The sequence below is a fragment of the Flavobacterium sp. KACC 22763 genome, from assembly GCF_028736155.1.
In the GTDB taxonomy this organism is placed as follows: domain Bacteria; phylum Bacteroidota; class Bacteroidia; order Flavobacteriales; family Flavobacteriaceae; genus Flavobacterium.
Genome location: NZ_CP117879.1, coordinates 3,101,010 through 3,124,150 on the forward strand (window position 1 = coordinate 3,101,010; position 23,141 = coordinate 3,124,150).

A 23,141-nucleotide genomic window follows, 5' to 3' on the forward strand; every position below is an offset into this window, starting at 1 on the left:
GCAAACTAGTGCGGTTTGAATAAAAAAAGTGTAATTTTGCACTCCAATTTATAAAAGTATGAGAACCAAGTCTTTAAAAAAGAACAAAATTAACGTAATCACTCTTGGGTGTTCAAAAAATGTTTATGATAGTGAAGTCCTGATGGGACAGCTTCGCGCGAATGGAAAAGAGGTTGAACACGAAGCTCCTGCAGAAAAAGAAGGAAACATTATTGTAATTAATACTTGCGGATTTATTGATAATGCAAAAGCAGAATCGGTAAATATGATTTTGGAATATGCAGACAAAAAAGATAAAGGACTTGTTGACAAAGTTTTTGTAACAGGATGCTTGTCTGAACGTTACAGACCAGATTTAGAAAAAGAAATTCCAAACGTTGACCAATATTTCGGAACTACAGAATTACCTCAACTATTAAAAGCCCTTGGAGCCGATTATAAGCACGAATTACTTGGAGAACGTTTAACCACAACTCCAAAAAATTACGCTTATTTAAAAATCGCAGAAGGATGCGACAGACCTTGCAGTTTTTGTGCAATTCCGTTAATGAGAGGTTCTCACGTTTCTCAACCAATTGAAAAATTGGTTAAAGAAGCAGAAGGTTTAGCTAAAAATGGGGTTAAAGAATTAATCTTAATTGCTCAGGACTTAACTTATTATGGCCTTGATCTTTATAAAAAAAGAAATCTAGCAGAACTTTTAGAAGCTTTAGTAAAAGTAGAAGGAATTGAGTGGATTCGTTTACATTATGCTTTCCCAACTGGTTTCCCTATGGATGTTTTGGAAGTAATGAAACGCGAACCTAAAATCTGTAACTATATTGATATTCCGTTGCAGCACATTTCAGATTCAATTTTAAAATCAATGCGACGTGGTACAACTCAGGCTAAAACCACTCAATTATTGAAAGACTTCCGTGCTGCAGTTCCTGGAATGGCAATTAGAACTACACTAATTGTTGGATATCCTGGTGAAACTCAAGAAGATTTTGAAATTTTGAAAGATTTTGTTCAGGAAATGAAATTTGACAGAATGGGATGTTTTGCTTATTCTCATGAAGAAAATACTCATGCTTATTTATTGGAAGATGATGTTCCAGATGATGTAAAACAAGCAAGAGCAAATGAAATTATGGAATTGCAATCTCAAATTTCTTGGGATTTGAATCAAGAAAAAGTCGGTAAAGTATTTAAATGCATCATTGACAGAAAAGAAGGCGCTCATTTTGTAGGACGTACAGAATTTGATAGTCCAGATGTTGACAATGAAGTTCTAATCGATGCTTCTAAACATTATGTAAAAACAGGAGAATTTGTTAATATCAAGATAATTGAAGCAACAGAATTTGATTTATACGGGGAACCTGCTTAAATTTACGCTGAACAATTGTTAATCACAGATAAAAATACTTTTATGAAACCTTTTCAAACTTTATTTATTTTAGTTTTTGGCTTATTTACTTTTACTGTTTCTGCTCAATATGGAGGAGGATACAATAATGGCTATGGTGGTGGTTATGGTAATGGTTACGGAAGAGGAGGCGGAATGGGCATGGACAGAAGTATGATGGCTGGACAACAGCAGGGTTCTCAAAGCAAACCTAAGGAGACTCCACCTGAAGAGACTGCAGCATATATTGTTGAACAAATGAGACCGCAAGTAAACTTAGATGAATTACAAGCAATTGCAATCACAAATGTTTTAGCTGATAGTGTGAGAGAACAAGGTATTTTATTAAAAAACGAAAGCAGCAGCCAAGAGCAAAAAATTGAGCAGATAAAAGCTTTACGTGAAAGCACTGATAAAAAAATCACCTCTTTTTTAAATCCAGATCAAATTGAGAAGTACAAAACTTTCATGGATACTTTAAAAGACGTCAAAAAAACAAAATCTAAAAAGAAAAAAGATAAAGATTCTAAAGACTCAAAAGAAGTAAAAGAGACTCCAGCAGATACGAAAATTTCAGAATAATCGTTATTAACCTTTAAAGCAACGAATTATGACAAAAAAACTTTTTTGTTATCTTATTTTAGCTGTTATTATCAGTGCTTGTTCTACAAATCCGTACAAGAATACTGAAAAAGCTTATGATCAGCAGCTAAAAAATTTGGAGAACCAAATTACAAGTAAAGAAGCCAAACCAATTCCAGCAGTTTCACCTGTTGTTATTGATACTTCGTATGCACAACAGCTGAGAATTGTAAAAGACACTTTATCTAAGACAAATTCGACTTATTTACAAAACGGAATTAACACTGAATGGATTGGTACGGTAAATTTCAATTTAAGAAAACCAAGTTTTGTTATTATTCATCATACGGCTCAAGATTCTTTGCAGCAGACGATTAATACTTTTACAAAAACCAAGACTCAAGTAAGCGCACACTACATTATTTCTGAAAACGGAAAAGTAGTGCAAATGCTGAATGATTATTTAAGAGCTTGGCATGCTGGAAATTCTACTTGGGGAAAAACAACAGATTTAAACTCTTGCTCAATAGGCATTGAGTTAGACAATAATGGATTTAAGCCTTTTACTGAAGCACAAATCAGCAGCTTAGTTGCTTTGTTGACCAAATTAAAAAAGGATTACAATATTCCGACACAAAACTTTTTAGGTCACGCTGATATTGCTCCGGGAAGAAAACAAGATCCAAGCGCTTTATTTCCATGGAAAACTTTAGCAGAAAAAGGATTCGGAATCTGGCCTGATGAAGTTTTAGAACCTGCTCCGTTTGATTTTAAAATTGAACCTGCATTGAGAATTATCGGTTATAACACTAAAAATTTGACTGCGGCAATTCAAGCATTTAAACTACATTATATACAAACTGACGCAACATCGGTTTTAGATAGAAAAACAATTGATGCTATTTATTCGATTTATAAAAAACAAATCCAATAAAACCTCAACAATTAAATAAAAAAGCGTTTCTGTAAAAAAAATACAGGAACGCTTTTTTTATTATTTATTATGAAAAATTTCTTGTTTCGAACCCTACAAATCAAACGTTCCTACGGAACGTATAATCGCGAGGCAATCAATTCAATTCTACCAACAAAACATTCCTACGGAATGATTATCACCTATTCAACTTCAAACTTCAAACTTCAAACTTGAAACTTCAAACTTAAAACTTGAAACTTGAAACAAATAAAAAAGCTGCCAAAACAATAATATGTTTCGACAGCTCCAAAAAAAAAAAAAAATATCAATCTTTATCTCTAGAAAGAGTATGTTGTTGCAATTAAGGCATAGAAACTTCCGCCTGTCGGCAATGCATCTTTATCTAAGAATATATCTTCAGACGCTGCATCGTATCTTAGCTCAGGAATTATAGTTAGTTTTCCAACTTTGTAGTTTAAAGAAACTGTGTTAGCAAATACATTTGATCCTGACAAAGTTCCTAAACTTGGAGCTGCATTTTTAGCGTCAAAATATTCCATTCTGTAAGCCAAAAGCAAAGATGGCTTAAAAGTATAAGTGGCATATCCTACCAAAGAAAACCAATCTCCATCCAAATTACTATCAAAATCATTTGTTGTTTTAGCATAAGTTGCATTTAAGCCAAGTGAAAAACTATCTGAAATTCCTTTAGAAGCTGTTAAATCAAACTGTGTTTTGTTTTCGTCTGAAACCGGAATTGTACTTCCTGGTATTGGGTTAGTACTTCCTGTTGTAAAATTCAAATAAGCACTTCCTGTATCACCTATATACCCTACTTGTCCAATGAACGTTTTTTGATATGAACCTGCATCCATAGCCGATTTAAAGTCTGTTGGGTTGGTTAATCCTAACATGGCTGTAAATTTACCAGAAGTATATTGCGCTTTAACCCCAGTATTGAAAAATGGCCCATAAGAAAACGCATAAGACATACTGTAGTTTTTATTATCTACGGCATCTAATACCTCATAACCAATATGGGTTCCGAAACTACCCGCTACTACTTTAAATTCATCAGTCAAATTGTATGTAAAGAATAATTGTTTAATCATAAATTTTGCACTTGCATCTTTATCTGGTGTTTCATTATATGAAAATTCTGCTGCTCTTTTTCCGAAACCTAAGTCTACAAAAACTGAAGCTTTTCCAAAAGTATGACCCGCTTCTATCGATGCCATTCCTAATTCGAATGAATTCTGTGAGTTGGTAAAGCTCGTTAATCCATTCATTTGTTTTGAAAAATCATATTTATAGTACGCATCTGCAGAACCTCCCCATGTGGTTGCTGGGGGAGCTGCTGCTTCCTCTTCTTGGGCAAAGGCAAAAGAACTTGTTAACATCGCGGCTAAAATGTGAAATGCTTTTTTCATGTTTTAATTTGGTTTTTAGTTATTAATTGATTCTGGTTAGTTAATCTTTTATATATCTATTTAATAGCATAAGTCATTTCTAAAACCTTTCATGCGCCCTTCAAATCATCATCATTTTCATTAGCGAATTTATTAACTTTTGTATGAGTAGAATAATTCAAAACTGCTTTTTTAACGTTTTAGACGAAGAATTATGGATTACAAAAATTATATCGCCAATAATCGTGATTTGACATTTATCGATAATTGTTTTTGAAAATTCAACAACACATTTATAGTCGATTTTCAAAATTTACAATGGGTTAAAGTAAAAATTACTACAAAAATCAAACTAAAAACAACACAAAAACATATACAAAAATAAATACCCCTAAAAAAATAGGGGTATATAAAAAATATTAAAAATAACAGACTCAAAACACTTTCAAAAAAAGACAACTTAAAAACCATTTTTAAGCACACAAAATTCTTACAAATAACAACCCTACAAAACACCTCTTGATTGCGATCTGAAAAGCACGGTTTATAATATAGAAAAATCAAAAAAGCCCGTTCATTTAAGTGAACGGGCTTTTATATAAACGACTCAAATGATCTATTCTTCTTTATTGTATTTTCTTAAATACTCACGGACTTTAATTCCAGAATCTTTTAAATCCTCATCCTTCCATTTTCCATCCGATTTAGCAGATTTCTTCAAAATAGAACAAGTTTCATCTTTATCAGATACTGACCAAGTTATCCAGCTTAGTTTTCGAGCTTCCATCCAATCTATGTATTCTTGCCAAGCTTTATAATTGAGAGGCCCATCTCCAGAAGCTTCCATTCCAGCCGATTCTGAAATAAAAACAGGAAGCCCTCTCTTAATAGCCAAATCTGTTCTATCTCTCAACTCTTTGCCATGTGTTGCAGCGTAAAAATGCATGGTATACATTATATTCGTATAACCTCTTATCGGATCTTCGGCAGGAAGATCTACATCTTGATCCCAATGTGGACAGCCGACTAGAATAATATTATTAGGATCGTTTTCGCGAATTACACGAATTACTTCTTCTGCATAATTTTTCACTTCCCACCAAGTTTCATAATCAGGCTCATTAAACACTTCATATATAATATTAGGATACTTGGCATACTTTTTTGACATCTCTGCAAAAAACTGTTTGGCTTCTTTCAAATTTATATTATGACTATGCCAATCTATAATTACGTATATATCCTCTTTTATTGCCCCTTTAACAACGGCTTCTATTTTCTCTTTAGAAAATTCTGGATCATTTATATAAGAATGATCTCCAAGTTCGATTCCCATTGCAGCGCGAACCACATTACAATTAAAATCCTTTTTTAACCAGCTTACTGCTTTTTCATTATAAAATCTCGGCCACATGCTATGCCAGCCAAAACTTAATCCGCGAAGCACAACCGGATTATTATCTTTATCTACAAGCTGAGTTCCAAGAACACTTAATTGACCATGTTTTTTAACAAATTGCGCTTTTGAAACATTTACAATCAGTAAAAGCAAAATGGCGGCACACCAAAACTTTGATTTCATAATGTATTGATTTAAGGGATTAATTTTAAGGTAACAACATCATGCGAAGCTATTTCGGCCGTAAAAGCCTTTTTTGTATTTCCGATTTCTTTGTTCTTCCAAAGATCTTTTACTTTGAAGATTGTTTTGCTAAAATCAGCTTCATAACCAAAATCAGCATCTATGATATTGTTTTTCTTCCAATCGAAATTGATTTTTTTTGAAGTTTCAGTTCTATTTACAAAGCTAACTGCCCAAGCTCCATCTGAAAGTGGTTTTACCCACACTTCTACTCCATCCAAAACTGCATATTTAAAACCTTGAATTCCTAATTTATCTTGATTTACAGAAAGCAATTCCTTATTCGTCAAAATTGCTAAAGTCTCTTTTGACATTTTTCGATAGTCATTTCCAGTAAATAAAGGCGACGAAAGCATACACCACATCGCAAAATGAGTTTTATCTTCAATATCATTCATTTCGTTTCCAACTTCCATCATATCAAAATCATTCCAATGATCTGGACCTGAATATTTACGAATATCTTTTCTCATATCGGCGATTTTCATGAATCCCCAAGACGACCAATTTTCTGGGTGTTTGAATTCGCAGTCAAAACACGGATAAATATCTCCCGATATTCTCCAAAGATTTCCAACTGGTTTTCCCCATTGCCATGGCTGATTATCTCCCCATTCGCAAAGACTAAACACAATTGGCCTTCCAGCTGTTTTCAATGCATTGCTCATTGTTGTGTAAGCTTCTTTTGCCGTGATTCCTTCTGTATTACACCAATCGAATTTTAAGAAATCAATTCCAAGTTTTGCATAAAATCTTGCATCTTGATATTCATATCCTCTTGTTCCTGGATAACCTGCACAGGTTTTGGTTCCAGCGCAATTATACAAGCCAAATTTCAGGCCTTTATTATGAACATAATCAACAAGGGCTTTCATTCCGCTTGGAAATTTTTCTGGATCAGGCACTAAATCACCGTTTACATCACGTTCATGAGTCATCCAGCCATCATCTAAGACAATATAATTATATCCCGCAGCCGCTAACCCCGAAGAAACCATAATATCGGCAGTTTCTTTTACTAATTTTTCGTCAATATTGGTTGCAAAAGTATTCCACGAATTCCAGCCCATCGGCGGAGTCATTGCCAACCCTTCGTATTTTCCGCCCGTTTGTGTATGCGTATTTCCCTGACCGAAACTGAAAATTGAAAAGCACAGAGAGAATAATAAAATTATTTTTTTCATCCTATTAAATTTAAATGTATCACAAAAAAATATTCCCTAATTGAGTAGATTAGGGAATATTTAAACAAAACTAAAACCAAAATAGATTCTTTACTTCTATTTTAAAACAAATCCCATGTCATCCATAAGAATTGTATTTCCTCCAAAATTTCCAGATTCTTGAAGAGTCAGCTGATCAAATGTTGTTGGATTTCCGATGTCAGAAAACGGAATTTCGATAGTCGTCCATTTGTTTGTTAATGGCTTTTTAATTTGATAAGCCCATCCGCCAAAAACAAATATCACACTAGCATCTGTATTAGTAGAAACACTTTTTACTTTTACTCTAAAGGCTTTATATTTAGAAACATCTCTTGAGTTAAACTTCATATCAGCTCCATTCCATCCGCCAAAAACAAATTTAATCGCTGCTTGGCCCTGAACTACATCATCTTTAAAATTAGTATCAAAAGTATCGCTTCCGCTCCACATCCAATGTCCAGCATCGCCTTGAAGAACATCATCATATAAAGCTGACCCAACTGCTTCTTCAGATGTTGTAGTTCCTGAAATATTAGTAACACTTACATATTTATCTGCCGAATTTGCAGGCATTTTAAATTTAATCTCTGTTAATGACGAAGAAACTATTTCTGCCTGTACAGTTCCAACCTTAACTATAGGATCAAGGAAATAATCTCCATAAATGGTAACCACATCACCATTTGCTGCATTTATCGAATTATAACTTCCAAATTTTGGAGTTGGAGGCGCTATAACAAAATCATATAGAACTGTTCCTTGCTTTGTAACCAATTTCAATTTATTGCTTGCATCTGCATAAGGTGTTTTTTCATCAATTAAAACAAAAATTGCAGTATCGGTAACCAGCGTAGGATTAAAATAAGTATCAAAATCATTAAAGTAAATTTTTGTAACACCAGAAAGCCCTTGCCCTTGAATAATATAGTAGTTTTTAGGATCTCCAATTGTAACAGGAATCAAATCGCCTTCAACAGATTTTGCTACACTTGTAATGACTGGCGCTCCAGAACTTCCTGAAGAATCATCATTGTCACATGATGAAAACACGCCCAGTACCATAAATGCCATTGTAATGAAAGGCAAAAGGTATTTTATTTTTATATTTTTCATATTAGTCTAATTTTTGGAATTATTTAAAAGTATACGGAACTGGAGCCTGCAATAACTTAGGGTTTTTAGCCACTTCGTTATCTGGATAGTCCATATAGAAATCATTTGTTGCGTGATCTTCACTATAAACTGGTGTATAGTGGCGTTCTCCGTATCTGTCTCCTCTATTTTGTGCCGACATAATAGCGATTGCTTTCGCTTTGTCTATACGTCCTAGATCAAACCAATAATCTCCTTCAAAACATAATTCTTTTCTTCTTTCTAAAAATATATCATCAAAAGTAATTGAAGTTAAAGCTGCCAAACCTGCTCTCTTTCTTACCGCATTGATTGAACTTAAAGCTGCTGCATCTGATGTGCTTGCTCCTCCTCCTAGAACTGCTTCAGCATGAATTAACAGCAATTCCGCGTAACGCATTACATAAGTATTGTTATCCATCATTGCCCATCCATCTGCCTGACCTGTAACATTTCCGTTAACCACACCAATGCAATATTTTTTAATTGCTCCTCCAGACGCTTGAGCAAGATCTTTACCAGACGGAACTGTAAACCCTATTCCTTGTGTCGTTTTAATATTTGGATAAGTATCACCACCAATCATTACCGTTTCATGCTTTCTTAAATCTCCAGCACCATATAAAGACAGCATAACTTCTTGGCTTGGGCCAAAAACTCCAGCGTAAGATGCATTAGAAGTTGACAATGTGCCGTCTTGGAATCCGAATTGCGTGTTACAGTTATTTGCAGATCCATAAGCCCCATCTCCTTTCCATTGAATCGCAAAAATTGACTCTTCGTTGTTATTGTTGGCATACGTAAACAAATCACCAAAACTTTTCCCAGGAAGCTGATCTCCTCCTAAAAGTTTAAACTCACCACTACTGATCACCTCTTCTGCCATTGCTCTTGCTTTTGCATAGTCTTTTTGATACAAATACGCTTTTGCTAGCATCGCTTTTGCAGAACCTTTAGAAACATGCCCATTATTTGCATAATTAGTTCCTCTGTTTTTTGCCACCAATAGATCAATTGCCTTTAAATAATCAGATGTGATTAATTTATAAATATCTTCAACTGGGTTTGTATTTACATAAGGATTACTCGTATAATCTAACGGGTTTTCAATAATTGGCACTGGCCCCCAAAGTCTCACCAAATCAAAATAAGCAGTAGCTCTCATAAAATAAGCTTCTCCAATAGCATTATTCAAGACATCTTTAGAAACGTCTGGCCCTACTCTTGCAGCAAGAAAGTTAATAATCATATTAGACTGCTGTACATTTGCCCATAAAGACGACCATCCGTTTACTAATTCTGGATCACTTCCGTTTAAAGAGAAAGTTCTTAATCCGCTTACGTCAGGAGAACCAGAATACATGTTTCCAGAACCTACTTCCAGCGCCCACCAAAATTTATTATACATTTGAAACCAAGTTCTACTGTACATCCCATTTGTTGCCGATGATACTTGGTCGTCTGTGCTGTAATACGAATCCAAACTTATTCCATCTTCAGAAGGTCTGTCGGTAAAATCCTCCTGACAAGATCCGAAAGTCAAAAATGCCACTGCTACAAAAAGCAGGCTATATCTATTTAAAAAAGATTTCTTTTTCATTTTTCTTTAATTTTTAAAATTCTAGGTTAAGTCCAATTAAAAATGTTCTCGCTACCGGATATCTTCCGTTGTCAATTCCTGATAAAAGCACATTCTGATTAAATGAACCAATCTCTGGATCGTAACCTGAATAATTTGTAAACGTATACAAGTTCTGAGCAGACCCATACAATCTTAATCTTGATATTTTATATTTTGAAATTACATCTTGCGGTAAAGAATACCCTAGCGTAATATTCTGAATTCTTAAGTATGATCCATCTTCAACATAACGATCTGAAATAAGAAGGTTATTATTTGAAGAATCTGCAATTGGTCTTGGGTTATTACTTGATGTATTTGTTGGAGAATAATAATCCATTGCTTCCACCAATTGATTGTCATATAAAGAAGCATTTGTTGTACCAGCTCTTCTAGTCAAATTCATAACATCATTTCCGTATGAACCTTGAAGAAAAATAGAAAGATCTACGTTTTTATATTTGAAATTGTTTGTAAAACCGTAAGTGAATTTTGGATGTGGGTTTCCGATGAATGTTTTATCATTTGCATCAATTTTTCCATCTCCATTTACATCCACATATTTAACATCTCCCAAAGCTGTTTCTCCCGCTCCAGTTCCTACTGCTTGGCCAAATTGTATTGGCGCATTGTTTAAAACTGTCTGATCCTTAAAAATTCCATCTGTTTTATATCCGTAGAACAATCCAATTGGGTTTCCAATCGTAGTATTAGTAACCACAACTGGCTGATATCCGTTGGTATTCACCTCTTGAGTTAACACGATTCCGTTAGCAATTTCATCTAAATTGTTTTTGTAATGAGAAACAACCAAAGAGGCATCCCAATTAAATTTCCCTGAAGATCTTAAATCATATCCAACCGTAATATCGTAACCTTTATTACTCATAGTTCCCAAGTTAGAGTATGGCGCAGAAACTCCTCCGTACTGACCTCCGCCACCTGTCAGATATAAAGGCAATGGCACTTGAAACAAGAAACCTTTAGATTTTTTATCATAAACATCAAAACTTGCAGAAAGCTTATTGTTCAACAATGTAAAATCTATACCTAAGTTAGTCTGATTCAAAGACTCCCAAACTAAATCTGGATTTGGATAATTTGAAGGCAAGAATCCGCTTCCTAAACCTGAGTTTTGAGTTCCTAACATTGCAGAATAACTGTTATTCGGAATCTGCTGATTTCCAGTTTCTCCATAACCCACTCTAAACTTAATATTGTCTACATATTTACGAGTTCCTTCCATAAAAGACTCATTAGACAATTTCCATGAACCTGAAATAGCGTTAAAAACCCCTTTTTGGTTATCTGTAGTAGGATCAAACTTTGACGAAACGTCCTGTCTGATAGAAGCCGTAATACTATATTTATCATTAAAGTCATAAATAATACGAGCAAATAAAGACGAAAGCGAAGCACTTCCTTTATACTGCGTTATAGTATTATTATCAACATCAGCTAAATTAATAGTATGAATTGAATTTGTTTTAAACCCTTGCGCAGATGCAATCAAGCCTTCCCAATGAGAATCATTTGCTTCCTGACCTGCCAAAAGTGTTATTTTGTGCTTGCCAAAAGCTCTGTCATAAGTCAACAAATTTTTAATATTTGTAGAATACCAATTTTGTCTTCTTACATCTAAATCTGCTAATAAATTCACCTGGCTTCCCCAAGCATAAGATGGTCTGAAGTCATCATTTTCAGAAAACTCTGTATTTGCTGCAATCTCAATGCGATACTTTAATCCTTTAAAAATATCTGCCTCAGCATAAACATTTCCTAAGAAATTTTTTCTAACCAATTTATTATCTCTAGTCAACGCCTCTGCTACAGGGTTATAATATGTAACGCTTTGTTCAGAAGATGGTGGGCCTGCAAATGAGCCATCAATATTTCTAACCGGAATATCAGGAGATTGCAATAATGTATTTGAAATTAATCCTGAATAACTTTGGTTTACTGTAATTCTTTCGTTTGTAATACCTCCTGTTAAATTTCCACCAACTCTTAACCAAGATTTAATTTTTGAATCTAAATTCAATCTTACTGTATACCTTTTTAATCCAGAATTTATAATAGTCCCTTCATTATCCAAGTAACTTCCAGACAAATAGTAGCTTGTTCCATCTTTTGCACCAGAAAATGAAAGCTGATGGCTGTTTGAAATAGCCGTTCTATACACTTCATTTTGCCAATTTGTACCAGGCCCTAACAATTCTGGGTGAGAAAACTCCTGACGAGTCTGAAAACCCCATTGTTTAGCCAGATTGGTTTTTAGAGTTGCATATTCAGACAAATTTAAAACATCCAATTTATTGCTTACTGTTGCAAAAGAAGTATAGTTCTCATACGATACTTTTCCACCACCTTTTTTACCTGATTTAGTTGTAATGATAATAACACCATTTGCACCGCGTGATCCATAAATTGCAGTTGCCGAAGCATCTTTCAAAATATCCATCGATTCAATATCATTTGGATTAATCATAGACAACGGACTCATCGCAGTATTACCGCTTCCTCCAGAAGCAGAAAATCCGTCTTTACCAGCCAAAGTCTGTCCGCTCGTAGATTTACCAGTTGCATCTCCAGAAATTGGCACACCATCAATTACGTATAAAGGCTCATTTGTTCCTGTAATAGAAGTCGTTCCACGAACCCTCACAGAAGCCGCACCACCTGGCTGGCCTGAATTATTTGTTACCGAAACCCCAGCAGCTTTACCCTGAAGCATCTGATCAATAGAAACCTGTTTTAAGTTTTCAATATCTTTTGATCTAACAGAAGAAATGGCACCATTTACATCTTTCTTTTTCTGAGTTCCGTATCCAATTACAACAACCTCTTTTAAGTCTTCTGAAGATGGTTTTAAAGAAATATTGATTTTAGTTTTGCCAGCGATGGCAATTTTTTGAGAATCAAAACCGATAAATGACACTACCAAAGTCCCATTTGAAGGAGCATCAATACTATATTTACCGTCAAAGTCTGAAGATGCAGTATTTTTAGATCCAACAACAGAAATGTTGGCTCCAGGAATTGTCATTCCTTTATCATCAGACACTACTCCTGTTATTTTAACCTGAGCAGTAATAAAATTACTAGTCAGCAGCAAGAATAAAATCAAAGGAACCGCTCTGTGGTTAGCATTCCAATGAAGAAAGTTAGTCATTAGTTTTTTCATAATAATGTTTGGTTAGTTAAATTTGTTTATTGCATAATTTTAAAAGTAAATGCCAGGGTAATTTTTACTTTTAAATTATTTAACAAATCTATAACAGAGAGAATTATCAAATCGATAATATTATATCATTTAATGATAATATTTTTACTGTAAGCGATTAAAAAAACACATATGAAAATAAAATCATATAAAAATTAAATTATTCGCAATGACAATCCTCAAAAAGAACCTAAACAATGAATAAAAACCAATGAAATCTCAAAAAGCAAACGTTTTCGTTAAAAATAATATTTATTAGTGATAAAAAAGTATCACTATAAAATACGCTTCAAGCCTGAAAATTCTTCTCGATATTGACTTGGCGTGCAATTTTTTGTTGCTTTAAAACTGCGATTGAAGTTTGCAATATTATTAAAGCCCGATTTGAAAGCTACTTCAGAAACACTCATATCTTTCTCCACCAGCCAACGTGCGGCGTAACCAATTCTTATATCATTTATATAATTGACAAAAGTTTTCCCAGTACGCTTTTTAATAAATCGATTAAACGAAATAATAGACATGCTCGCTACATTTGCCGCATCTTCTAAAGTAATTTTTTCTGCAAAATTTTTCTGCACATACTCGTAAACCAATTTCATTTTGTCGTAATCATCAAAAGTATCGTAGTCTACCGTATATGTAGAAAGCAAGCGCTGATTTCTAGAATTAGCCAGATCATATAATAAGGAAGTGATTTCTAAAAAATAATCCATACCATCCAATTTAGAAAGCCTCACAAGCCTTGGCGTTAACTCCTCTGCGGTTTTTTTTGAAAACAAAATTCCATGAATAGACCGGTTAAACATATCCCGAATCGGATTCATAATACGTCTTGCAAGCAAAGATTCATGAAATAAATCATTATGAAACTGTATGGTTATTTCATGTATTTTTTTATTTGTGCATTTATTCAGTTCCCATCCATGATATAAATTCGGCCCAATCAAAACCAATTCTACATTATCAATTTCTTCAATATTATCTCCCACAACTCGCTTTACTCCTTTTCCGTTTAGAATAAAATTGATCTCAAATTCTGGATGATAATGGACTGGAAAATCGAAACTATCTTTTACGCGATCAAAAACCAAAAAACTGTCACTTGAAGCAAGTGGCGCTATTTCTCTATAAAAATTTTTCGTAGTACTCATATTAAAAAGTATTTTTCAGAAAGATGATATTCTTTTTTTTGACTGCAATAATATGATATATAATTGATAAAATAATATTAATTACAGTTTAATCATCCGTTTATCTTTGAAAAAATTAATTATCATTTCTTTAAAAAGAATATTAATAATAAACATTAATCATTTTTAATCAAATAACTTTTTATAGTTTTAATAATTTTAACAAGGATAGCATAAAGAATTTCGAAAGAACAAACTCTATAATCAAAAAACTGTAAACCATTGTTTATTTTGCTTTTAGCTAAACAATCAACCAATAATTTCTCAATGAAAAAACATTTTTTAACGCTTTTGACTATAACTATAATAAGCAATTCCTGCTTATCTCAAAAAAGTATCACTGATACTAATTTGTCACTTTCAGATAAAAAAGCAACAACTGAAACTAAATCACTTTATAAAAACTTAAATACATTATCTCAAAAAGGATTCTTATTTGGGCATCAAGACGACCTTGCTTATGGTGTAAAATGGAAATATGAAGACGGACGAAGTGATGTAAAAGATGTTGTAGGCGATTATCCAGCTGTTTATGGATGGGATATTGCAGGTTTAGAAAATGATAAACCAAATAATATTGACGGCGTTCCTTTCGCTAAAATGAAACAATATATTATAGATGCCAATGCTAGAGGCGGAATTTCAACCATAAGCTGGCATTTTGATAATCCTGCAACAGGAAAAAACGCATGGAATAATGTTCCTAATTCTTTAAAAACCATTTTGCCTGGAGCCGAAAACCATAAAAAATTCACTTCTTGGCTAGATAAAGCCGCGGCTTTCTTTTTGTCTTTAAAAGATAAAAACGGAAAAAACATTCCGATACTCTTCAGACCTTTTCATGAACTTACTGGAGGATGGTTTTGGTGGGGAAAAGGGAATTGTACTCCAGAAGAATTTAAAACGGCTTGGAAATTTACAGTTGATTATTTAGAGAAAAAAGGCGTTCACAATCTAATTTATATCTACAACACAGGAAGTTTTAGTAGTGAAGCCGATTTTTTAGCCAATTATCCTGGAGATAATTATGCCGATATTTTAAGTTTTGACACTTACCAAAATAATGATGATCCAAATGGTGAAAAATTTATCAGAGAAGTCCAAAATCAGTTTAAAATACTCAATGAAATCAGTACAAAAAAACATAAATTGATTGCCTTGGCCGAAGCTGGTTATGAAGCTGTTCCAGATCCAAAATGGTGGACAGGAACTTTACTAAAAGCCATTGGAGATTATAAAATTTCTTATGTTTTGTTGTGGAGAAATCATGGCTGGCAGGAAAAAGAACAGAAAATGCACTATTATGCACCATTTAGTGGACAAGTAAGCGAAAAAGATTTTGTTGATTTTTATAATCTCGATCAGACTATATTTGAAAAAGACATTCCAAAAAAATTAAAATAACCGCCCGAAACAAATTACAACCTTAAAAAATAACCAATGCACGACAAAATTAGTTTAAAAGAAAAAATCGGTTACGGACTAGGAGATGCTGCTTCCTCTATGTTCTGGAAAATTTTCAGTATGTATTTACTGTTCTTCTACACCGATGTTTTCGGATTGGCGCCTGCTGTAGTCGGAACCATGTTTTTAATTACCCGTATCTGGGATTCTTGCTTTGACCCGATTGTTGGAATTCTAGCCGACAGAACCAAAAGCAAATGGGGAAAATTTAGACCATACTTACTTTGGGTAGCCATACCTTTTGCCGTGATTGGGGTTTTAACTTTTTATACTCCAGATTTTGACGAAAAAGGAAAAATCATCTATGCTTATGTAACTTATTCTTTAATGATGATGATTTATTCTTTGATCAACGTTCCGTATGCATCACTTTTGGGCGTAATGTCATCCGATAGAAAAGAAAGAAACACGCTTTCGTCTTACCGAATGGTTTTTGCTTTTGGAGGAAGTCTTTTGGCACTTTGGCTAATTGAACCTTTGGTCAATTATTTTGGAGGAAATTTAAATTCTAAAAGCGGTTGGCTGGCAACAATTGCCGTTTTCGGATTCATTACAACTGTCTTTTTCTGGGCTTGTTTTGCTTTCACAAAAGAAAGAATCAAACCCATTGCAGACGAACAAAATAACTTAAAAGAAGATTTAAACGATCTTCTAAAAAATAAACCTTGGTGGATTTTACTAGGAGCTGGAATTGGCGCTTTGGTATTCAATTCTATCCGCGATGGAGCTGCGGTTTACTATTTCAAATATTATGTAAGTAGTTCTGTGAATTTCGATTTTTCGCTTTTCGGAACCGATTTTCATATGACACCAACCTCTATTTACTTGGTTCTAGGGCAAGCCGCAAATATCATCGGAGTTATTATTGCAACTCCAATTGCCAATAAAATTGGTAAAAAGAAAACCTTTTTCGGAGCAATGGCTTTAGCAGCAATCTTAAGTCTTGTTTTCTATCTATTCGGAAAAGAAGATGTTTTCTTAATCATGAGTTTCCAAGTTTTAATTAGTATTTGTGCAGGCTGTATTTTTCCATTAATCTGGTCAATGTACGCCGATAGTGCTGATTATTCTGAATGGAAACAAGGCAGAAGAGCAACAGGATTGGTGTTTTCAGCATCCTCAATGTCACAAAAATTTGGATGGACAATTGGCGGTGCTGGAGCAGGATGGCTTTTAGGTTATTTTGGCTTTCAGGCCAATGTCGAGCAGACTGCAACCGCTCAAAACGGAATTCAATTAATGTTAAGCATACTGCCAGCAATTGCGGCCGCGATATCAGTAGCTTTTATAGCATTTTACCCTTTATCAGAAGAAAAATTACAGATTATAGAACAGGATTTAAACGAAAAGAGAGATCAAAATCAATAAAAAACCAAAGACAAAGAAATCAATTTATATGACAACAATAACATCTTCAGTCAATTTTCAAGAAAGAAAATTGGCACTAGAAAACGAACATAAAACACTTATCGAACAAAAAAACGAACCGCAGGAAATTGTTGGAAATGGTATATACGACCGCTACAAAAATCCAGTTGTTACCGCTTCTCACATTCCGTTAAACTGGCGTTTTGATTTTAACGAAAATACAAATCCGTTTTTGCAGGAACGAATTGGCGTAAATGCAGCATTCAATGCTGGGGCAATGAAATGGAACGGAAAATATCTACTTGCCGTTCGTGTAGAAGGAATTGATAGAAAATCGTTTTTTGCCATTGCCGAAAGTCCAAATGGAATAGATAATTTCAAATTTTGGGATAAACCTTGCGTAATTCCACAAACCGAGGAACCTGATACAAACGTGTACGATATGCGTTTAATAAATCACGAAGACGGTTATGTTTATGGAATTTTCTGCACCGAAAGAAAAGATCCAAAAGCTCCAAAAGGCGATACAAGTTCGGCTGTTGCCAATGCAGGAATTGTTCGCTCTAAAGATTTAGTAAACTGGGAGAGATTACCAGATTTAATTTCGAATACAGGACAACAGCGAAATGTAGTGTTGCATCCTGAATTTGTAAACGGAAAATATGCTTTATACACACGTCCGCAAGATGGTTTTATTGATGTTGGTTCAGGCGGCGGAATCGGTTTAGGGTATATTGAAGACATGAAAAATCCAGTTGTTAAAGACGAAAAAATTATTTTCGGAAAACAATATCATACTATTTATGAATTGAAAAACGGTTTGGGGCCAGCTCCAATTAAAACTTCAAAAGGCTGGTTGCATTTAGCGCACGGTGTACGTAATACTGCTGCAGGATTACGCTATACTTTATACATGTTCATGACCGATTTGAATGATATTTCTAAAGTTACGCACGTTCCAGCTGGACATTTTATGGGGCCTGAAGGAATTGAAAGAGTTGGTGATGTTTCGAATGTTTTGTTTTCTAACGGATGGATTGAAGGCGAAAACGGAACAGTTTACATTTATTACGCTTCATCAGATACGAGAATGCATGTGGCAGTTTCTACAGTTGACAAATTGGTTGATTATGTGATTAATACTCCTTCTGACACTTTTATTTCTGCGGGTTCAGTTCAAACGATTATTAATCAAATCGAAAAAAATAACGCAATCTAAAAATACCGTGTCATTACAACTAAAGCTTTTAAAATCGGAATTAACCGCAGAACTGGATTCTATTCTAAACTATTGGTCTCAACGAACTGTAGATGAAAAAAATGGCGGTTTTGTCGGACAAATCGATTTTAACGATCAACTCATTGCAAATGCAGAAAAAGGTTCGGTTTTAAACGCCCGAATCCTTTGGACGTTTTCTGCCAGTTACAAAACCACAAATAACGAAAACCACAAAAAACTGGCAGAAAGGGCATTTGAGTTTCTTGCAGCTAACTTTTATGATACACAATTTGGAGGTCTTTTTTGGAGTATTAATGAGGATAAAACTCCAAAAGACACCAAAAACCAGATTTATGCTTTAGCCTTTGCGATTTATGGATTGTCTGAATATTATTCGATTTCAAACGAAGAAAAAGCTTTAGATATTGCTAAGAAACTATACTTAAAAATTGAGGAACATAGTTACGATCCTATAAACAAAGGGTATTTTGAAGCTTTCACAAGAGATTGGCAGCCCATTGAAGATTTGCGTTTGAGCGCAAAAGATGCCAATGAAAAGAAAACCATGAATACGCATCTTCACATTATTGAAGGTTATGTGAATTTATACAAGGTTTGGAAAGATGAAAAACTGCTTGCCACTATCATCGAATTACTAGAAACCATCGAAAAATATTTTATCAATACCGAAACAGGCCATTTGCATTTGTTTTTTGACGAAAACTGGAAAGAAAAACCAGACGTTATTTCATACGGGCATGATATTGAAGCCGCTTGGCTTTTGCAGCAATGCGCCGAAATTTCAGGAAATAAAACTTTGATTGCTAACTATAAAAAACATGCCATTCAAATTGCAGAAGTAACCAAAGAAGGTTTAGATGCTGACGGCGGTTTATGGTACGAATTTGATCCTGAAAAAAATGAATTAATTGCTGAAAAACATTGGTGGCCACAAGCTGAAGCTATAATTGGTTTTTATAATGCATATCAATTAACTGGAAAAGAAGAATATCTGGACATTGTTTACAAAAACTGGAAATTCATAAAAAAACACATCATAGATCCGCAAAATGGAGAATGGTATTGGGGTGTTTATGGCGATTATAGTATAATGAAAAAAGACAAAGCCGGATTCTGGAAATGTCCTTACCATAATGGCCGTGCTTGTTTGGAGCTTATTAATCGAATTGAAAATTAAGATTCAGATAAAAATCAAAACGTCTTGAAGAACGTAAAGCCCTAGCCCCGATAGAAGTGGAAATCCTTTTTGTGCTGGGGTTCAGCACAAAAAGATTGGAGCGGATAGCGGGATTAGCTCCTTAAAATATAAATTATGAAAAAAAGATTTTTTAAAACCCTTTCATTAGCCTTGATTTTTTCTGCAATTGCTTGTCAGGCGCAAGAAAGAATAACCGTAAAAGGAAATGAATTTTACAAAGGTGATAAACCGTATGCTTATATTGGAACCAATTATTGGTACGGAAGTATGCTGGCTTCTAAAAAAATAGGCGATCGTAAAAGGCTTTTGCGTGAGTTGGATTTAATGAAGAAAAACGGAATCGATAATTTACGGGTTTTAGTTGGCGCTGATGGCGGAAAATATGATTTTACAGTTCGTCCGGCACTGCAATACGAACAAGGAAAATACAACGAAGATTTATTGGATGGATTGGATTTCCTAATCAGCGAAATGAGCAAACGCGGTATGTATGCCGTTTTATACTTGACCAATAACTGGGAATGGTCGGGTGGAATGTCGCAATATTTGGAATGGAATGGCAAAGGTCCAGTTCCGGTTCCGAATATTCCGCCGAATACATGGCCACAATTTATGTCATATACAGAACAGTTTCATAGCTGCGAACCTTGCATGGAAGCATTAAACAATCATGTGAAGTTTATTATTGGCAGAACAAATGCGTATTCTAAAAAGAAATACAACGAAGATAATACGATAATGTCTTGGCAAGTTGGAAATGAACCTCGACTTTTTACGGTAGAAAATGAAGCAAAATTCACAAAATGGCTCAATAATATTGTGGATTTGATTGATAGTTTAGACAAAAACCATTTGGTTTCTACAGGTTCTGAAGGGAAAAATAGTTCCAACGACAGCATGGAAATCTTCGAGAGAACGCATCAGAATCCGAACATCGACTATTTGACGATGCATATCTGGCCTAAAAACTGGAATTGGTTTAAAGCCGATAATGCCGAAGCTACATTTTCAAAAACCATTGAAAACGCTGGAAAATATATTGATGATCATATTAAAGTCGCTAATAATTTAAAACGCCCAATAATTATTGAAGAATTTGGTCTTCCGAGGGAAAACGAAAACCTGAACGCTGGAGCTTCTTCTGTTTACAGAGATAAATTTTACAGCTATATTTTTGGAAGAGTTGCAGAAAGCGTTAAAAATAATGGCCCATTAAGGGCTGCCAATTTCTGGGGTTATGGCGGCGAAGGAAAAGCAATTCATCCAGACGGAAAATGGACCCCAGGAGAACCTTTTACAACAGATCCTCCGCAAGAACCGCAAGGTTTAAATTCAGTTTTTAATGGAGACAAATCAACATTAGAAATTGTAAAAAAATACAATTCAGAATTAAAGAAATAAAAGGATCATTTATCCCTATTTTCTGTAGAGACGCACTGCAGTGCGTCTTATGCGCAACGAATATACGCGTCGTAAACTGGGCGTAGACGCACTGCGGTGCGCCTCTACAGAATAACAAAATTGAAATTTGATAAAAAATACAACATGAAAAATACATTCATTCTTTTTTGTTTTTTATTTCTGAACACCTCTTTTTCTCAAAAGAAACAAGACTTTGTTCTAAAATCTTCCGACGGAAAAATCGAAGTTAAAATTACTGTGAATGACAAAATCAGCTGGACAATCTCGCATGAAAAAGATTTGATTTTGGCTCCATCTGAAATGTCGATGACTTTAGATCAAAATGAGGTTTTAGGAAAAAATCCTGTTGTTTTAAATTCGGAAAAAGAAAGCGTAAATACTTTTTTTGAAACGCCTTTATACAAAAAGAAAACCGTTAAAGATCAATACAACAAACTGATTCTAAATTTTAAAAATGATTTCAGTATTGAATTTCGTGTTTTTGATGATGGCGCTGCATATCGATTCATCACAAAAAAGAAAAAAGAAATTACGGTTAAAGACGAAGAAGTGATGCTGAATTTCGATAAGGATTATAATACTTTGATGCCGTATGTACGTGATTTAAGAAATCCAAAAGATCAGTTTATTTCTTCGTTTGAGTCGCATTATGAAAACAAAAAAATAAGCGAATTTTCTAAAGACACTTTAGCTTTTCTTCCATTTTTAATTGATTATAAAAACCGTAAAAAGGCAGTTTTCTTAGAAGCCGATCTCGAAGATTATGCGGGATTATTTGTAACGAATAACAAAAATAAAACAGGTTTTGAATCTCGTTTTTCTAAATATCCAATTCAAGAAACCAACGGAGGATTTAATCACCTCAACAAACTAATTACAGAAAGAGCCGATTATTTGGTAAAAACAAAAGGAACGAGAACTTTTCCATGGAGAGCAATTGTGATTTCTGAAAATGATGCCGCTTTGGCCAATAATGATATGGTTCAGAAATTGGCAGAACCATCAAAAATAAAAGACATTTCTTGGATAAAACCTGGAAAAGTAGCTTGGGATTGGTGGAACGACTGGAACATCTACAATGTAGATTTTAAAGCTGGCATCAATACGCAGACGTATAAATATTATATTGATTTTGCTTCTAAAAATAAAGTCGAATATGTGGTTTTGGATGAAGGCTGGAGCATTGAAACCGATATCATGCAACACAATCCAAATGTAGATTTGGAAGCTTTAATAGCTTACGCGAAAGAACGAAACGTGGGCATTATTTTGTGGGCTTCATGGATGGCTTTGCATGAAAATATTGATCGCGTTTTTGACAATTATGCAAAACTGGGCGTAAAAGGTTTTAAAGTAGATTTTATTGACCGTGACGATGCCAAAATGGTAAATTCTGTTTATAATATTGCGCAAAAAGCAGCCAATCATAAATTGATTATTGATTTTCACGGTATGTACAAACCAACTGGAATTCAGAGAACGTATCCAAATATTTTAAACTTTGAAGGTGTAAAAGGTTTAGAAAACAATAAATGGACACCAAATGATGATGTTCCGCTTTATGATGTAACAATTCCGTTTATTAGAATGATGGCTGGACCAATGGATTATACACCTGGCGCAATGCGAAATGCTACAAAAAGCGAATTCAAGCCAAGTCATTCCACTCCAATGAGTCAGGGAACAAGATGCCATCAATTGGCACTTTATACCATTTTTGAAGCGCCTTTGCAAATGATGGCTGATAGTCCGACGGCTTTTATAAAGGAACAAGAAAGCACTGATTATATTGCTAAAGTTCCGACCACTTTTGATGAAACTACCGCTCTTGATGGTGAAGTTGGAAAATATGTTTCTATTGCCCGAAGAAAAGGAAATACTTGGTACTTAGGCGCAATAACAAATTGGGATTCTAGAGAAGTAACAATTGATTTTTCTTTCCTTGAAAAAGGCAAAAAATTCCAAGCCGAAATCTTCTCAGATGGAATAAATGCCGACAAAGCGGCAACTGATTATAAAAAGGAAATCATAACCGTTGACTCGACAACTAAACTAAAATATCGTTTAGCAAGCGGTGGCGGATTGGCGATGATTATAAAATAAAATCCATTTCTATAAACAAACCCGACAGGTTTTT

General features: G+C 34.3%; 16 protein-coding genes. 9 read left to right on the plus strand and 7 right to left on the minus strand.

Annotated elements, in window-relative coordinates; translation table 11 throughout:
- Nucleotides 1–58 precede the first annotated feature (58 nt).
- From rimO to PQ463_RS12505, 3 genes are read left to right on the plus strand one after another with little or no spacing between them, the layout of a single operon-like run.
- Nucleotides 59–1,372 carry a 30S ribosomal protein S12 methylthiotransferase RimO gene (rimO, locus tag PQ463_RS12495; RefSeq protein ID WP_111426610.1) on the plus strand — a complete coding sequence of 438 codons (1,314 nt, stop codon included), beginning with the start codon at nt 59–61 and terminating at the stop codon, nt 1,370–1,372.
- A 42-nt stretch (nt 1,373–1,414) separates the two neighbouring features.
- Complete coding sequence (locus PQ463_RS12500; protein WP_274253995.1) at nt 1,415–1,972, plus strand: hypothetical protein; 558 nt, start codon at nt 1,415–1,417, stop codon at nt 1,970–1,972.
- A 28-nt stretch (nt 1,973–2,000) separates the two neighbouring features.
- Nucleotides 2,001–2,906, plus strand: coding sequence for an N-acetylmuramoyl-L-alanine amidase (locus tag PQ463_RS12505; protein WP_274253996.1), 906 nt, complete (start codon nt 2,001–2,003; stop codon nt 2,904–2,906).
- Nucleotides 2,907–3,226: 320 nt separating this feature from the next.
- Here PQ463_RS12505 and PQ463_RS12510 read toward each other — a convergent pair whose 3' ends face one another.
- The 7 genes from PQ463_RS12510 to PQ463_RS12540 all read right to left on the minus strand — a co-directional run bounded on the left by PQ463_RS12510 (nt 3,227) and on the right by PQ463_RS12540 (nt 14,273).
- On the minus strand, nt 3,227–4,318 hold the full coding sequence (locus PQ463_RS12510; protein ID WP_274253997.1) for an outer membrane beta-barrel protein: 1,092 nt from the start codon (nt 4,316–4,318) through the stop codon (nt 3,227–3,229).
- Between the two features lie 595 nt (nt 4,319–4,913).
- Nucleotides 4,914–5,879 carry a glycoside hydrolase family 5 protein gene (locus PQ463_RS12515; protein WP_274253998.1) on the minus strand — a complete coding sequence of 322 codons (966 nt, stop codon included), beginning with the start codon at nt 5,877–5,879 and terminating at the stop codon, nt 4,914–4,916.
- 11 nt (nt 5,880–5,890) lie between these two features.
- Nucleotides 5,891–7,123 (minus strand): glycoside hydrolase family 27 protein, encoded by a 1,233-nt coding sequence (locus PQ463_RS12520; protein ID WP_274253999.1) that lies wholly within the window; start codon nt 7,121–7,123, stop codon nt 5,891–5,893.
- A gap of 96 nt (nt 7,124–7,219) precedes the next feature.
- Nucleotides 7,220–8,257, minus strand: a complete 1,038-nt coding sequence (locus PQ463_RS12525) for an IPT/TIG domain-containing protein (RefSeq protein WP_274254000.1) — start codon at nt 8,255–8,257, stop codon at nt 7,220–7,222.
- Nucleotides 8,258–8,276: 19 nt separating this feature from the next.
- Nucleotides 8,277–9,875 (minus strand): RagB/SusD family nutrient uptake outer membrane protein, encoded by a 1,599-nt coding sequence (locus PQ463_RS12530; protein ID WP_274254001.1) that lies wholly within the window; start codon nt 9,873–9,875, stop codon nt 8,277–8,279.
- Between the two features lie 13 nt (nt 9,876–9,888).
- Complete coding sequence (locus tag PQ463_RS12535; RefSeq protein ID WP_274254002.1) at nt 9,889–13,080, minus strand: SusC/RagA family TonB-linked outer membrane protein; 3,192 nt, start codon at nt 13,078–13,080, stop codon at nt 9,889–9,891.
- Nucleotides 13,081–13,394: 314 nt separating this feature from the next.
- A complete protein-coding gene (locus PQ463_RS12540; protein WP_274254003.1) occupies nt 13,395–14,273 on the minus strand; it encodes an AraC family transcriptional regulator in 879 nt (292 codons plus the stop codon).
- A gap of 306 nt (nt 14,274–14,579) precedes the next feature.
- On the opposite strand from PQ463_RS12540, the gene PQ463_RS12545 reads away from it, so the two are divergent.
- From PQ463_RS12545 to PQ463_RS12570, 6 genes are all read left to right on the plus strand, one after another.
- On the plus strand, nt 14,580–15,716 hold the full coding sequence (locus tag PQ463_RS12545) for a glycoside hydrolase family 26 protein (protein WP_274254004.1): 1,137 nt from the start codon (nt 14,580–14,582) through the stop codon (nt 15,714–15,716).
- Between the two features lie 36 nt (nt 15,717–15,752).
- On the plus strand, nt 15,753–17,144 hold the full coding sequence (locus tag PQ463_RS12550; RefSeq protein ID WP_274254005.1) for an MFS transporter: 1,392 nt from the start codon (nt 15,753–15,755) through the stop codon (nt 17,142–17,144).
- A 28-nt stretch (nt 17,145–17,172) separates the two neighbouring features.
- Nucleotides 17,173–18,363: a glycoside hydrolase family 130 protein gene (locus tag PQ463_RS12555; protein WP_274254006.1), complete on the plus strand. Its 1,191-nt coding sequence runs from the start codon at nt 17,173–17,175 to the stop codon at nt 18,361–18,363.
- Between the two features lie 7 nt (nt 18,364–18,370).
- Entirely contained in the window at nt 18,371–19,561 is a 1,191-nt protein-coding gene (locus PQ463_RS12560; RefSeq protein ID WP_274254008.1) for an AGE family epimerase/isomerase, read from the plus strand.
- 135 nt (nt 19,562–19,696) lie between these two features.
- A complete protein-coding gene (locus PQ463_RS12565) occupies nt 19,697–20,983 on the plus strand; it encodes a glycoside hydrolase 5 family protein (RefSeq protein WP_274254009.1) in 1,287 nt (428 codons plus the stop codon).
- A gap of 144 nt (nt 20,984–21,127) precedes the next feature.
- Nucleotides 21,128–23,107 (plus strand): retaining alpha-galactosidase, encoded by a 1,980-nt coding sequence (locus tag PQ463_RS12570; RefSeq protein WP_274254010.1) that lies wholly within the window; start codon nt 21,128–21,130, stop codon nt 23,105–23,107.
- Nucleotides 23,108–23,141 lie beyond the last annotated feature (34 nt).

Bases quoted from the DNA above. Each gene is read 5' to 3' on its own strand.
- rimO (WP_111426610.1), top strand. From the start codon at position 59: ATGAGAACCAAGTCTTTAAAAAAGAACAAAATTAACGTAATCACTCTT.
- PQ463_RS12500 (WP_274253995.1), top strand. From the start codon at position 1,415: ATGAAACCTTTTCAAACTTTATTTATTTTAGTTTTTGGCTTATTTACT.
- PQ463_RS12505 (WP_274253996.1), top strand. From the start codon at position 2,001: ATGACAAAAAAACTTTTTTGTTATCTTATTTTAGCTGTTATTATCAGT.
- PQ463_RS12510 (WP_274253997.1), bottom strand. From the start codon at position 4,318: ATGAAAAAAGCATTTCACATTTTAGCCGCGATGTTAACAAGTTCTTTT.
- PQ463_RS12515 (WP_274253998.1), bottom strand. From the start codon at position 5,879: ATGAAATCAAAGTTTTGGTGTGCCGCCATTTTGCTTTTACTGATTGTA.
- PQ463_RS12520 (WP_274253999.1), bottom strand. From the start codon at position 7,123: ATGAAAAAAATAATTTTATTATTCTCTCTGTGCTTTTCAATTTTCAGT.
- PQ463_RS12525 (WP_274254000.1), bottom strand. From the start codon at position 8,257: ATGAAAAATATAAAAATAAAATACCTTTTGCCTTTCATTACAATGGCA.
- PQ463_RS12530 (WP_274254001.1), bottom strand. From the start codon at position 9,875: ATGAAAAAGAAATCTTTTTTAAATAGATATAGCCTGCTTTTTGTAGCA.
- PQ463_RS12535 (WP_274254002.1), bottom strand. From the start codon at position 13,080: ATGAAAAAACTAATGACTAACTTTCTTCATTGGAATGCTAACCACAGA.
- PQ463_RS12540 (WP_274254003.1), bottom strand. From the start codon at position 14,273: ATGAGTACTACGAAAAATTTTTATAGAGAAATAGCGCCACTTGCTTCA.
- PQ463_RS12545 (WP_274254004.1), top strand. From the start codon at position 14,580: ATGAAAAAACATTTTTTAACGCTTTTGACTATAACTATAATAAGCAAT.
- PQ463_RS12550 (WP_274254005.1), top strand. From the start codon at position 15,753: ATGCACGACAAAATTAGTTTAAAAGAAAAAATCGGTTACGGACTAGGA.
- PQ463_RS12555 (WP_274254006.1), top strand. From the start codon at position 17,173: ATGACAACAATAACATCTTCAGTCAATTTTCAAGAAAGAAAATTGGCA.
- PQ463_RS12565 (WP_274254009.1), top strand. From the start codon at position 19,697: ATGAAAAAAAGATTTTTTAAAACCCTTTCATTAGCCTTGATTTTTTCT.
- PQ463_RS12570 (WP_274254010.1), top strand. From the start codon at position 21,128: ATGAAAAATACATTCATTCTTTTTTGTTTTTTATTTCTGAACACCTCT.